Here is a 13,366-nt window from a genome sequence, read left to right on the forward strand (position 1 = left end):
AAGGGAGGGAGGGGGCGGCGGGTCAGCGGACGCGGGCCGCGGCGACCGGGCTGACCCGGACGACCCCGGCGAGGTTGCGGGTGCTGACCGGGCTGAACTTGACCACGTCACCGGTCCGCGGGGCCTGGAGCATCTTGCCGTCGCCCCAGTAGATCGCCACGTGCGAGACGTATCCGGGGTTGGTGGGGTCGGAACGCCAGAACAGCAGGTCTCCGGGCTGGGCCTGGGCGAGCGAGACCTGCGGGCCGGAGACGAACTGCTGGTGCGTCACCCGGGGCATCTTCACGCCCGCCTGGGCGAAGGCCCACTGCACCAGGCCCGAGCAGTCGAAGGTGTCGGGCCCCTCGGCCCCCCACACGTACGGCCGGCCGAGCTTGCCGGCGGCCGCGGTGAGGGCCACCCTGACCTGTTCCGCGGTCATGAAGGAGCCCGCCGGCCAGATCGTGCGCCCGGTCTGCTTCCCGGTCTGCTTCCCAGGCTGTTGCACGGGCGCCCGCAGCACCGGGTTGATCGCGGCGACCTGGCTGCCCCTGGGCAGCACGCGCAGCAGGGCGGCGCGCAGCCTGGCGGTGTCGGCCCTGGGCGCGCTCACCACCAGCGCGTTGTTCTCCGGGACGCCCAGCGCCCGCGCGGTCTCCCGGGAGACGACCGCGTCGATGGCGCCCATGCCCATCGTCGCGTAGGCGCCCACCCGCAGGTTGCGCCCGGCCGCGTTCACGATCTTGCCCAGCGGCATGCCGCCGTCGTTGCCCAGGACGAAGGAGACGGCCATCTCCCCGGCGGAGACGTTGTGCCAGAGCCGGTCGGAGCGGGCGGTCGGCTTGGGAGTGTAGGCGCGGAACGTCGAGGGATCGACCCCCAGGGTCTGCACGCGCTTGCCGTCCATGCCCACCTCGGCGGCGTCGGCGCGCTCCACCGCCCGGACCCCGGAGATCTGGGCGACCTTCGCGACCACGGCCGAGCTCAGCGCCCGGTTCGCGACGACGAACATGCTGGGCTTGTGGATCGAGGTGAGCGGGGCCACCGGCCGGGGCGCGGCCCGCGTGGGCGCGGGGGCCGGCGTGGCGGCGGCCCGGACGGTCTCCGTGGTGACCGGCCTGCGCAGGGCCACCGTCGTCTCGGGGACCCGCTCGGGCAGGGTGACGACGACCACCGTCCCGGCCGCCAGCGCGGAGAGGAGGACGACCAGGGCGACGGGGAGGAGGCGCCGGCGCCGCGGGAGGCCGGGTGCGGCGCGCCGGATGCGCGGGGCGTAGGCGAGGTCCTGCCGGGCCTCGTGGATCAGATGGGAGACACGCGTCCGCCCCTCGAACACGTCGTCTCCTTCCCTTCGCCCGGCGCCAGACCAAGAGTGCCGGAAATCAGACGATGACGCATGGAAAGCCGCTAAAAGTTCTCTAACGACTTATCGTCGCGCGCTCGGGAACGGGCCTCCCCCGCGCGCGGAGTCGCTTCCCGGGTGAAGGCCCCCGCGCGGGGACCCCTCCACACACGGAGATCCGCCGGGACGGGACGTCCCGGCGGATCCACCGGATCAGGTCTCGCGGCCCGGAAGGTCACGGGCCGACGGGTCAGCCGCCGACGTACGGCACGGCCTCGAGGATCTCCACCGAGTTGGAGCGGCCGTTCGGCATCGTGTAGGTGGCCTTCTCGCCCACCTTCTTGCCGTTGATCGCCGCGCCGAGGGGCGACTTCGGCGAGTAGACGTCGATCGGGGCGCCGCTCTCCTCGCGGGAGGCCAGCAGGAACGTGACCTCCTCGTCGTCGCCCTCGAAGCGGACGGTGACGGTCATGCCGGGGCCCACGACGCCCTCGGTGCGGGGCGCCTCGCCCACCTTGGCGTTGTCGACGATCTGACGGAGGTGGAAGATCCGGGCCTCCATCTTGCCCTGCTCGTCCTTGGCGGCGTGGTAGCCGCCGTTCTCCTTCAGGTCACCCTCTTCGCGGGCCGCCTCGATCTTCTTGGCGATGTCGACGCGCCCGGGCCCCGAGAGGTATTCCAGCTCCGCCTTCAGGCGGTCGTACGCCTCCTGCGTGAGCCAGGTGACGCTCTCGTTGTGGGAGTCGGCCACGGGTTCTCCTTGCTTCCTCTTGAAGGGGGCTTCGTACTCGGACAGGCACTCGTCCGCTGGTTGGCGTACGATCGAATCTCGACAGGCTAACAAGTTAACGGCTCGAACGCTTCCCCAAATATCTCACTATACGAGATGGCAGTATTGAACCGAGCCGGAAGTCGCCTGGGCACTGGTCTGCAGCCGCTCGGTAAGGCGGATATATCCCTTACCTGCCGGAATATCGATCTCGCGGCTGCCCACTTCCACGTGGTTGACGTCCACGGCCCGCAGCCGGCAGACGGCGGCGCGGTCGGACGGCTTGACCACCTCGAAGGTGATCTGCAGGGAATCGCTACGGTTGGCGTCGAACGCGATGACCTCGTCGATGACGTCGGTGTTGCCCTTCGAGGCCCACATGACGTAACCCCACCCGGCGGCGCACACCGCGCACAGGATGGCGATCACCACGTGGACGACGAAGTTGCCCCGACGGGGCTCCCGCTCCGGGAAGTCGCCGGGACTGCCGAGCACGGGTCGGGGCTCCTGGCCCTGCTCGGCCTCACTGATGGCCATGACGGAATCTCCAAGCACTACCGCGGCGTTGTCCGAAACAATTGTCCCCTGCGGGGGCGTTGCCCCCGCGACCGCCCACGAGAAACTAACCTCTCTCTAGAGTGCCTCAGGCCGCGCCGTGGAATGGCACGGCGCCCCAGGGCGCGGGCGGGCGGCCGGTTCCCCGGGCCGCGGCGGGACAGGCGAAGATCCGAATGTGACAGACAAAGAGGAGACAGCGAGCCCCGTGAGTGCACCGCTGAGGCTTATGGCCGTTCACGCGCACCCCGACGACGAGTCGAGCAAGGGCGCCGCCACGATGGCACGTTACGTCGCCGAAGGCGTGGAGGTGCTGGTCTGCACCCTCACGGGCGGAGAGCGCGGTTCCATCCTCAACCCCAAGATGGACCGCCCCGACATCCTCGAGAACATCGGCGAGGTCCGCCGCCTGGAGATGGAGCGGGCCCGCGAGATCCTGGGCGTCCAGCAGCGCTTCCTCGGCTTCGTCGACTCGGGCCTGCCCGAGGACGAGAACGAGCCGCTGCCCGAGGGCTGCTTCGCCCTCCAGCCGCTGGAGGCCGCCGCGGCGCCGCTGGTCGCGGCCGTGCGCGACTTCCGGCCGCACGTGATCCTCACCTACGACGACGACGGCGGCTACCCCCACCCCGACCACATCATGACCAACAAGGTCTCGGTGGAAGCGTTCGAGGCGGCCGGCGACCCCGACCGCTACCCCGGTACCGGCGAGCCCTGGCAGCCCCTGAAGCTCTACTACCACATGGGCTTCACCCGGGAGCGGTTCGAGGCCCTGCACGAGGCGATGGTCTCCCGCGGCCTGGGCTCCCCCTACAGCGACTGGATCGCCCGCTGGGAGGACCGCCCGCAGAAGGACAGGTGGCCGGTCACCACCCGGGTCCCCTGCGGGGACTACTTCGAGGTGCGCGACCAGGCGCTGATCGCGCACGCCACCCAGGTCGACCCCGACGGGTTCTGGTTCGTCTGCCCGCGCGAGGTGCAGATGGAGATCTGGCCGACCGAGGACTACCACCTGGCGCGTTCCCTGGTGGACACCGAGCTTCCCGAGGACGACCTGTTCACCGGTGTTCTGGCCGAGGAGGTCTCCCCCGCCTGCCACTGACGAGACCGCCGGGTGGCGGTGGCAGACTTGAGGTGTGACTGCCATCGTGTTCGCCGCCGCCGCCGAAGGCGACGTCAGCCCGGGTGTACTGGGCTTCCTCGTCGTCGCCGCCATCGGCTTCGCGCTCTTCCTGCTCGTCAAGTCGATGCGGAAGCAGATCTCCAAGATCGATCTGCCGGCCGATCGAGAGCCCCGCAAACCCGGCAAGAACGCCTGACCGCGCCCGCCGCGGGGTCCCGCCGTACGGCTCAGGCCGTACGGCTCAGCCCGTCTCCGTCCAGGCCCGTTCCAGGGCCCTGGGCAGACCCCAGTGGCCCAGCGGGGTGAGCACCTCGCTCCGGTCGACGATCCCGAGGCAGGCCCACAGCGGCGTGACCGACCCGAACAGAGCCTCGGCCGACTCCAGATCCTCCGGCTCGTCCATCCGGACGTCGATGTCCTCCGACTCCGCGATGAGCCGGGCGATCCGCTCCGGCGAGGCCAGCACCCCCGGGCCGCGCCTGGCCAGCGCGGCCACCACCGCCAGCCAGTCCGCGTGGTCGATCGCGCACAGCGCCGCCAGCACGGAGTCCTCGGAGCTCAGCTCCTCCTCCAGGTCGGCGAACGCCTCGGCGATGTCGTCCTCCTCCGGCAGGTCCGAGATCGGCCCGGCGATCCCCGCCGCGACCGTCAGCCACAGCTCCTCGTCGTCGGCCGGCAGCGGGCCGCCCTCGTAGCCGGCGCAGGCCCGCAGCACGTTGCCCGGGTAGCCGGGGGCGGTCATCAGCTCGCGCAGCCGGGTGCTCGCCGCCCGCAGCGCCTCTTCGGGACGCTCGGCCTCGGGCAGCTCCGCCATGATGCGCCGCAGCTCGCCGAGGGCGAACGCCTCCTCCTCGTGCCAGGCGGCCGACAGCTCCTCGTCCTGCTCGTCGCTCACCGCGTCCCTGGGCACCCGCCCGTCGGGCAGCGGGGTGCCGAGCCAGCGCTCCTGGATCTCCTCGTAGGAGGCCCTGGCCGTCTCGTCGCCCAGCGCGAGGGCGTCCGGATCGACCTCGCCCGCGGCGACCCGCCGCTCCAGGTGGGCGACCAGCCGGTGGAACATCTCCTCGGCGACCGGCCCGCGCTCGTCCTCCTCGGGCCAGACGAACATGGTCCGGGTCAGCAGCAGCGGCTCGGTGCCGGTGGACTCCAGCCAGCGCTGCACGTCGCCCACGGTCGCGTTGCCCGACTCGATCGCCCCCAGCGCCGTCCGGGCCGACTCCCAGAAGGGCGGGGTCAGCGGGTTCCCGGCCCGCTCCATCGCCCGGCGCAGGTCGGGAAGGGCCACCAGCGCCACGCCTGAGGGCACGGCGAGCAACGCGCGCACCACGTCACGCCGGGTCAGCTCCGCGACCGGCCTTCCGGCGTGCACGCGGACGAAGTCGAGATCCACGCTCAACGAGCCTACGCCCCGAACCCACCCGAACACACCTTTCCCCCGCTCCCGGCGGCGCGCCGTCGCCCGGGCCGCCGGTGTCACCGATGGCGCACGAAGCCGTACGGCGACACCGTGACCCGGCAGGGAAGCGACGGAAGGTGGGGCCGGCCACCACGTGATCCTGACCCGGATCGTCCTGCTCTGACCGCATGGCCCACCGGCACGCCCGCGAGGCCGCGCCGGGGCCTGTGAGAGTGTGGGTTCATGAACAGGCTCGCCGGTGAGACCTCTCCGTACCTGCTGCAGCACGCGGACAACCCCGTCGAATGGCGGCCCTGGGGGCAGGAGGCGTTCGACGAGGCCCGGCGCAGGGGCGTGCCCCTGCTGATCAGCGTCGGCTACTCCGCCTGCCACTGGTGCCACGTCATGGCGCACGAGTCCTTCGAGGACGAGGGCACCGCCGCGCTGATGAACGAGCACTTCGTCAACGTCAAGGTCGACCGGGAGGAACGCCCGGACGTGGACGCGGTCTACATGACCGCGACCCAGGCCATGACCGGTCAGGGCGGGTGGCCGATGACGGTCTTCGCCACGCCGGACGGGCACCCCTTCTACGCGGGCACGTACTTCCCGCGGCCCCACTTCCAGCGGCTGCTGACCGGGGTGGCGAACGCCTGGGCCCGCGACCGCGAGGCGGTGCTGGACCAGGGCTCGAAGATCGTCCAGGCGCTGAACGAGCAGGCGGCGCTGCCGTCGGGCCCGGTGCCGGACCGCGACACGCTGGACCGGGCCGTACGGAGCCTGCGGCGGTCCTTCGACCCCGACCGCGGCGGGTTCGGCGGGGCGCCGAAGTTCCCGCCGTCGATGGTCCTGGAGTTCCTGCTGCGCTACGCCGCCGCCTCCCCGTCCGCGGCTCCGGAGGGCGACCGGAGCGCCGTGGGCGAGGCGACGGCCATGGCTGAGCGGACCCTGGAGGCGATGGCGCGGGGCGGCATCTACGACCAGCTCCGCGGCGGTTTCGCCCGCTACAGCGTGGACGCCGGCTGGGTGGTGCCGCACTTCGAGAAGATGCTCTACGACAACGCCCTGCTGCTGCGGGTCTACACGCACTGGTGGCGCTCCACCGGGTCGGTGCTCGCCCGGCGGGTGGCGCTGGAGACCGCCGACTGGCTGCTGGCCGAGATGCGCACCCCCGAGGGCGGCTTCGCCTCGGCACTGGACGCCGACAGCGAGGGCGTGGAGGGGAAGTTCTACGTCTGGACGCCCGAGGAGATCGTCGAGGTCCTGGGCGAGGACGACGGCGCCTGGGCCGTCTCGCTGTTCGAGGTGACCGGCACGTTCGAACACGGCACCTCGGTATTGCAGCTTCCGGAGGACCCCGACGACCCCGAGCGGTTCGCCCGGGTCCGCGCCGCCCTGCTGGCCGCCCGGTCCGGGCGGGTACGGCCCGGCCGCGACGACAAGGTGGTGGCCGCCTGGAACGGCCTGGCGATCGCCGCCCTCGCCGAGACCGGGGCGCTGTTCGACCGGCCCGACCTGGTGGAGGCGGCGCGGGCGGCGGCCACGCTGCTCGACGAGGTGCACGTCGACGGCGGCCGGCTGCTGCGCACGTCGCTCGGCGGCCGGGCCGGCACCGGCGCCGGCGTCCTTGAGGACTACGCCGACCTGGCCGAGGGCCTGCTCGCGCTGTACGGCGTGACCGGCGAGACCCGCTGGTTCCGGCTGGCCGGGACGCTGCTGGACAGCGCGCTCGACCGGTTCGCAGACGGCGCCGGCGGGTTCTTCGACACCGCCGACGACGCCGAGCGGCTGTTCCAGCGCCCGCAGGACCCGACCGACAACGCGACCCCGTCGGGATGGTTCGCCGCGGCGGGCGCGCTGCTGTCGTACGCGGCCCTGACCGGCTCGGCCCGGCACCGGGAGGCCGCGGAGGCGGCCCTGGGCACGGTGAGCGTCCTGGCCGACCGGCACGCCCGGTTCGCCGGGTGGGGCCTGGCGGTGGCCCAGGCGGCCGTCTCCGGGCCCGTCGAGGTCGCGGTCGTGGGCCCGGCCGGCGACGCGGCGACCGCCGCGCTGCACCGCGCGGCCCTGATGTCGCCCGCCCCGGGCATGGTCGTGGCCCTCGGCGAGCCCGGCGCGGCCGATGTCCCCCTCCTGGAAGGGCGGGGTCCGGTGGACGGCGTCCCGGCGGCCTACGTGTGCCGCGGGTTCACCTGCCGGATGCCCGTCACCACCCCGGAGGCGCTCCGGGCCGAGCTGACCGCCTGACCCGCGGCGGCGCGACCCGGGAGCCGGCCGACCCGGCCGGCCGGCCGGGTCGGCGCGCGGCCGTGAACCGTTTCGCGCCGAGGCCGCCGGCCGGGCGCGCGGCGGCCCGGTCAGCCGACGGGGAGCCGCTGGGCGGGTCCCTCCCGCTGGGCGGGGTCCTGGGTGCGGGGGTCGCCGCCGCCCGTCCCGTCGCCGGAGTCCTGGCCGGGGCCGCCGCCGTCGTCCACGCGGCCCTGGGGGCCGTTCTGCGGGCCCGTGCCGTCGCCCTGGCCGTCACCGGTGCCGTCGTTCCCGGGGCCGGTCCCCTGGTCCCCTGGCTCGGGGGACGAGGTGCCGTCGTCGAACGGCGGGGTGGCCGGGGCGTCGCGGAAGCCGCCGTCGCCGTAGCCGTCGTCGGGCGGGCCGGAGGGGTAGTCGCCGTCGTAGCCGTAGGGGTCGTAGCCGTAGTCGGACGGCTCGGGGAACTCCTTGACCGGCTTGCCCTTCATCGCCTCGGCCATGAAGGCCCGCCAGACCTGCGCGGGGTAGCTTCCGCCGTACTGGACGGCGCCGTTGATGACCACCGGCTTGTGGTCGTCGCGGAACATGTCCACCGCGGTCGCGAGCTGCGGGGTGAAGCCGGCGAACCACACCGACACCGAGCCGTCGGTGGTGCCGGTCTTGCCGGCCACCGGCCGGTCGTAGAGGCGGGCGGCCGAGCCGGTGCCGCCCTCGACGACCTGGGTGAGCGCGTAGGTGGCGTCGGCGGCGGTCTGCTCGCCGAAGGCCCGCCTGCCCTTGGCGTCGAACTTCGTGACCTTGCCCGTGGCGTCGGTCACCGACCGGATCACGTGGGCGTCGCGGTGGACGCCGCCCGCGGCGAACGTCGCGAAGCCCGAGGCGTTCTGCACCGCGCTCACCGACGCCACGCCCAGCGGGAGCGTGGCCGCGCCGCGGTGCGGGGCGAGCTGCTCGGCGGGGATGCCCGCGGCCCTGGCGGCCTTGACGACCTTGTCCAGGCCGACCTTCTGCCCGAGGTCGACGAAGGCGGTGTTCACCGAGTTCCTGGTGGCGGTGACGAGGTCGATCTGGCCGTAGGAGGTGCCGCCGGAGTTGGGAATGGGGTGGTCGGGGGCGGAGGCGACCGTCATCGGCGAGTTGCCGTTCACCCGCGTGCCGAGGTCCAGGCCGTTCTCCAGCGCGGCGGCCAGCGTGTACGCCTTGAACGTCGAGCCGGCCTGCACCTTGGCGGAGAAGGAGTTGTCGAACTTGTTGGTGTCGTAGTCGCGCCCGCCGTAGAAGGCGACGACCTCGCCGGTGCCGGGGTCGACGGCGGCCAGGCCGGTGTTGACCTTCTTGGCGGAGCCTTCGGGCATGACGGAGGTGACGGCCCGCTCGGCCGCCGCCATGAGGTTCTTGTCGAAGGTCGAGACGATCTTCAGGCCGCCCTGGTTGACGGCCTCGTCGGTGTATCCCCGGCGTTTGAGCTCGGCGGCCACCTGGTCGAGCATGTAGCCCTGCTGGCCCTTGAGGGAGAAGACCGGGCGGGGCTTCTTGAGGGCCGGGAAGGTGGTGGTGGCGGCCTGCTGGGGCGTCAGCGCTCCGATCTGCACCATGCCGTCGACCACCGACCGCCAGCGCGTCCGGGCGGCGTCGAGATCGGCGCCGTGCGGGTCGGCGAACCGGGACGGCTGCTGGATCACCGCGGCGAGGTAGGCGCCCTCGGCGACGTCGAGCTTGCCGACGTCCTTGCCGAAGTACGCCTGGGCCGCGGCCTGGACGCCGTCGGCGCCCCGGCCGAAGTAGATCGTGTTGAGGTACTGCTCCAGCACCCAGTCCTTGGGCTTGGACTGGTCGACCTTCAAGGAGATCATGACCTCCTTGAGCTTGCGGATTATGGAACGTTCCTGGCTGAGGCCGCTGTAGTAGTTGCGGACCATCTGCTGGGTGATCGTCGAGCCGCCCTGGAGCTGCCGGCCGGTGACCGTGGACCACATGGCGCGGAAGGTGCCCTTGAGCGAGACGCCCTTGTCGTCGTAGAAGGAGCGGTTCTCGGCGGCGATGACGGCGTTCCTGACGCTCTCCGGCACCTCGGACAGGGGCACGCTGCGGCGGTTCACCCCCTGCTTGGCCAGCACGGTCTTACCGTCGCGGTAGTAGATCACCGAGCCTTGCGCGGTGGCCTTCGGCTGCGTGCTGTCCGGGATGGGGGTCATCGCCCACACCACCCCGAGAACACCCACCGACAAGACGACCACGACGCCGAAGGCGATCAGCGCCAGCCGCAGGAACCGCCGTCCCGGCCCTCTCTTCCCGCCCTCTCGCACGCGGCAACCCCCATCCCCTGGCGCGGCCGACCCCCCGTCAGCTGCGCGAACCGTAAGGGTAAACGATGCATAACGGTGACTGAACCCTGCTTGGGATGGTACGGCTAGCTCTTGACCTGGCGCGGCACATCGGCCACCAAAGGAAGGACCCGGTATGGCACGGGAGTGGCCAAGGCGATCACCGAGGAGGTCCTGACCACCCCCCGGACGTCAACGATCACGTCAATGACCCGCTGGAGATCCGCATTGCTGCGCGCCACGACCCGGCAGAGCATGTCGTCCCCGCCGGTGATCGTGTGCACCTCCAACACCTCGGGGATGGCGGCGAGCTGGTCGACCACCGGGTCGTGCCCGCCGAACTGGCGGATCTGCAGGGTGACGAACGCGGTGACGTCGTAGCCGAGCGCCGCGGGCGACACGTCGGGCCCGAACCCGGTGATCACTCCCCGGGCGGACAGCCGGTCGAGACGGGCCTGCACGGTGCCCCGGGCCACGCCCAGCCGCCGGGAGCACTCCAGCACCCCGAGCCTCGGCTCCCTGGTGAGCAGGGTGATGAGCCGGGCGTCGAGCTGATCGATCGTCATGATGTCCAGATACTCCCCGGAGCCGTGAGCACGAATAGACATATTGTCCAGTAATTCACGCAACTCTTGCGCACACAGCCCATGAAATCCGAAAGTGGCCGCATGAGGGACAACTTTCCTGTGAACGGCATGGACGCCGTGGTCTTCGCCGTGGGCAACGCCAAGCAGGCCGCCCACTACTACTCCAGCGCTTTCGGCATGAAGTTGGTGGCGTACCGGGGGCCCGAAACCGGCAGCCGTGACGAGGTCTCCTACGTCCTGACCTCCGGCGGCGCCCGGTTCGAGCTGCGCGGCGCGGTGCGCGCGGGCACCGGGGTGTCCCGGCACGTCGCCGAGCACGGCGACGGCATCATCGACCTGGCCATCGACGTCCCCGACGTGGAGGCCGCCTACAGCTACGCGATCTCCCAGGGCGCCAAGGGCCTGGCCGAGCCGTACACGGTGGAGGACGAGCACGGGAAGGTCGTGATGGCGGCGATCGCCACCTACGGCGAGACCCGGCACACCCTGGTCGACCGGTCCAACTACAGCGGGCCGTACCTGCCGGGCTTCGTCGCCGCCGAGCCGATCGTCGCGGCGCCCGCGGTGAAGAACGGCCGCTTCTTCCAGGCCGTCGACCACTGCGTGGGCAACGTCGAGCTCGGCAAGATGGACGAGTGGGTGGAGTTCTACAAGCGGGTCATGGGCTTCACCAACATGGCCGAGTTCGTCGGCGACGACATCGCCACCGAGTACTCGGCGCTGATGTCCAAGGTCGTCGCGGACGGCACCCGCAAGGTGAAGTTCCCGCTCAACGAGCCGGCGGTCTCCCGGAAGAAGTCGCAGATCGACGAGTACCTGGAGTTCTACGGCGGCCCGGGCGTCCAGCACGTCGCGCTGGCCACCAACGACATCCTCAGCGCCGTGGACCACATGCGGGCCGCCGGCGTCGAGTTCCTCGACACGCCCGACTCCTACTACGACGACCCGGAGCTGCGCGCCCGCATCGGCGAGGTCCGCGCCCCGATCGAGGAGCTGAAGAAGCGCAAGATCCTGGTCGACCGCGACGAGGACGGCTACCTGCTGCAGATCTTCACCAAGCCGGTGCAGGACCGCCCGACGGTGTTCTTCGAGCTGATCGAGCGGCACGGCTCGCTCGGCTTCGGCAAGGGCAACTTCAAGGCGCTCTTCGAGGCGATCGAGCGCGAGCAGGACCGCCGCGGCAACCTCTGACGCCGCCCGCGGCCCTTCCGGGCGCTCCGCGGCCCGGAAGGGCCGCGTTCCCCTCCCCCCGGAAGGGCCGCTCCCCCCTCCTCCCGGAAGGGCCGCGTTCCCCCGTAGCCCGAAGATCCCCTTCCGGTCCACGCCCCGGGCTGTCCGGAGGCCGCGGCACGAACAGGCCATCCGCGACACAACCCCACGGACACCCCGGGCCCGCACCCCATTACCGTGGGTAGCACCCGCCCGTCACGTAGTCTGCGTGCGGTGCCCGGCGCGGTCCGGGCCCGGAAGGGGGACTCACGGGCATGACGTCCGGTCGACTGGCCATCGGGGCAACCGCCACGTTTCTCAGCACGCTCGCCGCCTTCGGCGGGGTCGGCGCGACCGCGTGCACGGCGTCGAAGGGGGCGACGGCCCCCGCGGCCTCCGTCGCCGCCGACGGCGTCCCGGCCCCCCGGCACGACGCCCCGCGTCAGGGGCGGATCGGGGCCCCCGGGATCGGCGACCCCGACTTCCCCACCGACGGCAACGGCGGCTACGACGTCGAGCACTACGGCCTGCGGATCGGCTACGACCCGTCCTCCCGGCGCCTGGCGGGCGTGGCCACGATCACGGCGAAGGCCACCCAGGGACTGGAGGCGTTCAACCTCGACCTGTCGGGCTTCCGCGTCGCCAGGGTCACCGTGGACGGGCGGCCCGCGGCGTTCACCCGGGCCGGCACCGAGCTGACCGTGACCCCCGCGACGCCCGTCTCCGACGCGGACCGCTTCACCGTCGTGGTCTCCTACGACGGCGAGCCCAAGCCGATCACCGGCTCCTCCAACCTCGGCACCTACGGGTTCATCCCGACCCGCGACGGCGCCTTCGTCACCAGTGAGCCCAACGGCGCCAAGACCTGGTTCCCCGGCAACGACCACCCGGCCGACAAGGCCCGCTACGACTTCGAGATCACCGTCCCGGCCGGGCTGACCGCGCTGGCCAACGGCGAGATGGTCGGCGCCCCGGTGACGGCCGGCGGCAGGACGACCTTCCGCTGGCGCGAGAGCCACCCCATGGCGAGCTACCTCGCCACCATGACGCTGGGCCGGTTCGAGCTGCGCCAGGGCAGGACGGCCTCCGGGATCGCGAACCTCGCGGCGGTCGACCCCCGCTACCGCGACTCCCTGGGCAGGCTGTACACCCGGTCGGGGCAGATCACCGACTACTGGAGCACGGTGTTCGGCCCCTACCCGTTCTCCTCCACCGGCGGCGTGATCGACGACTTCTCCGCGGGCTACGCCCTGGAGAACCAGACCAAGCCCATGTACGGCGGGTTCGTCCCCGACGACGACACCGTCGCCCACGAGCTGGCCCACCAGTGGTTCGGCGACAGCCTGAGCATCCGGCGGTGGAAGGACCTGTGGCTCAACGAGGGCTTCGCGACGTACGCCGAGTGGCTGTGGAAGGAGCACAACGGCGTCCCCGCCGAGCAGTCCTTCCGCGCCACCTACGACGCGCACCCCGCGGGCGACGCGATCTGGAAGTATCCCCCCGGCCGCGCGCAGCCGCAGGACCTGTTCAACGACTCCGTCTACCGGCGCGGCGGGATGGCGCTGCACGCGCTGCGGCGGCGCATCGGCGACGCGGCGTTCTTCAAGGTGCTGCGGACCTGGACGGCCGAGCACCGCTACGGCTACGTGACGACCGAGGAGTTCGTCGCCCTGGCGGAACGGATCTCCGGCAGGCGGCTCGACGCGCTCTTCGACGCCTGGCTGTTCAAGCCGGCCAAACCCGCCGCCTGACGCCCGGCTTTCATCGGCGCCATGGCCTCGGGCGCCGGAGATCTCGCGGAACGGCATGAAGAGATCCTCGGCGAGGAGCTCCCACGC

Annotated in this window: 11 protein-coding genes; 5 read left to right on the forward strand and 6 right to left on the reverse strand. The window is 71.9% G+C overall.

Annotated features, from left to right (window positions below; all coding sequences use genetic code 11):
• Window positions 1-22: 22 nt before the first annotated feature.
• From ACQP10_RS33390 to ACQP10_RS33400, 3 genes are all read right to left on the reverse strand, one after another.
• Window positions 23-1,315 carry a C40 family peptidase gene (locus tag ACQP10_RS33390; RefSeq protein ID WP_433540328.1) on the reverse strand — a complete coding sequence of 431 codons (1,293 nt, stop codon included), beginning with the start codon at window positions 1,313-1,315 and terminating at the stop codon, window positions 23-25.
• Between the two features lie 256 nt (window positions 1,316-1,571).
• Window positions 1,572-2,072 (reverse strand): transcription elongation factor GreA, encoded by a 501-nt coding sequence (greA, locus tag ACQP10_RS33395; RefSeq protein ID WP_179825493.1) that lies wholly within the window; start codon window positions 2,070-2,072, stop codon window positions 1,572-1,574.
• A gap of 126 nt (window positions 2,073-2,198) precedes the next feature.
• Window positions 2,199-2,627, reverse strand: coding sequence for a DUF4307 domain-containing protein (locus ACQP10_RS33400; RefSeq protein WP_189246492.1), 429 nt, complete (start codon window positions 2,625-2,627; stop codon window positions 2,199-2,201).
• 226 nt (window positions 2,628-2,853) lie between these two features.
• Between ACQP10_RS33400 and mca the strand changes: the two genes are divergently transcribed.
• Together mca and ACQP10_RS33410 are read left to right on the forward strand one after the other, a co-directional pair.
• Window positions 2,854-3,744, forward strand: coding sequence for a mycothiol conjugate amidase Mca (mca, locus tag ACQP10_RS33405; RefSeq protein ID WP_346018958.1), 891 nt, complete (start codon window positions 2,854-2,856; stop codon window positions 3,742-3,744).
• Window positions 3,745-3,778: 34 nt separating this feature from the next.
• Window positions 3,779-3,961, forward strand: coding sequence for a hypothetical protein (locus tag ACQP10_RS33410; protein WP_346018957.1), 183 nt, complete (start codon window positions 3,779-3,781; stop codon window positions 3,959-3,961).
• Between the two features lie 45 nt (window positions 3,962-4,006).
• Here ACQP10_RS33410 and ACQP10_RS33415 read toward each other — a convergent pair whose 3' ends face one another.
• Window positions 4,007-5,155 (reverse strand): hypothetical protein, encoded by a 1,149-nt coding sequence (locus ACQP10_RS33415; protein WP_346018956.1) that lies wholly within the window; start codon window positions 5,153-5,155, stop codon window positions 4,007-4,009.
• A 249-nt stretch (window positions 5,156-5,404) separates the two neighbouring features.
• On the opposite strand from ACQP10_RS33415, the gene ACQP10_RS33420 reads away from it, so the two are divergent.
• Window positions 5,405-7,408, forward strand: coding sequence for a thioredoxin domain-containing protein (locus tag ACQP10_RS33420; RefSeq protein WP_433540329.1), 2,004 nt, complete (start codon window positions 5,405-5,407; stop codon window positions 7,406-7,408).
• A gap of 110 nt (window positions 7,409-7,518) precedes the next feature.
• Here ACQP10_RS33420 and ACQP10_RS33425 read toward each other — a convergent pair whose 3' ends face one another.
• Complete coding sequence (locus tag ACQP10_RS33425; RefSeq protein WP_433540330.1) at window positions 7,519-9,714, reverse strand: transglycosylase domain-containing protein; 2,196 nt, start codon at window positions 9,712-9,714, stop codon at window positions 7,519-7,521.
• Between the two features lie 104 nt (window positions 9,715-9,818).
• Entirely contained in the window at window positions 9,819-10,298 is a 480-nt protein-coding gene (locus ACQP10_RS33430; RefSeq protein WP_346018953.1) for an Lrp/AsnC family transcriptional regulator, read from the reverse strand.
• A gap of 102 nt (window positions 10,299-10,400) precedes the next feature.
• On the opposite strand from ACQP10_RS33430, the gene hppD reads away from it, so the two are divergent.
• A complete protein-coding gene (hppD, locus tag ACQP10_RS33435; protein WP_346018952.1) occupies window positions 10,401-11,510 on the forward strand; it encodes a 4-hydroxyphenylpyruvate dioxygenase in 1,110 nt (369 codons plus the stop codon).
• A 293-nt stretch (window positions 11,511-11,803) separates the two neighbouring features.
• On the forward strand, window positions 11,804-13,279 hold the full coding sequence (locus ACQP10_RS33440) for a M1 family metallopeptidase (RefSeq protein ID WP_390001064.1): 1,476 nt from the start codon (window positions 11,804-11,806) through the stop codon (window positions 13,277-13,279).
• The last annotated feature ends 87 nt before the right edge of the window (window positions 13,280-13,366 follow it).

It is taken from the genome of Streptosporangium sandarakinum (assembly GCF_050942225.1).
Classification (GTDB): Bacteria; Actinomycetota; Actinomycetes; order Streptosporangiales; family Streptosporangiaceae; genus Streptosporangium; species Streptosporangium nondiastaticum.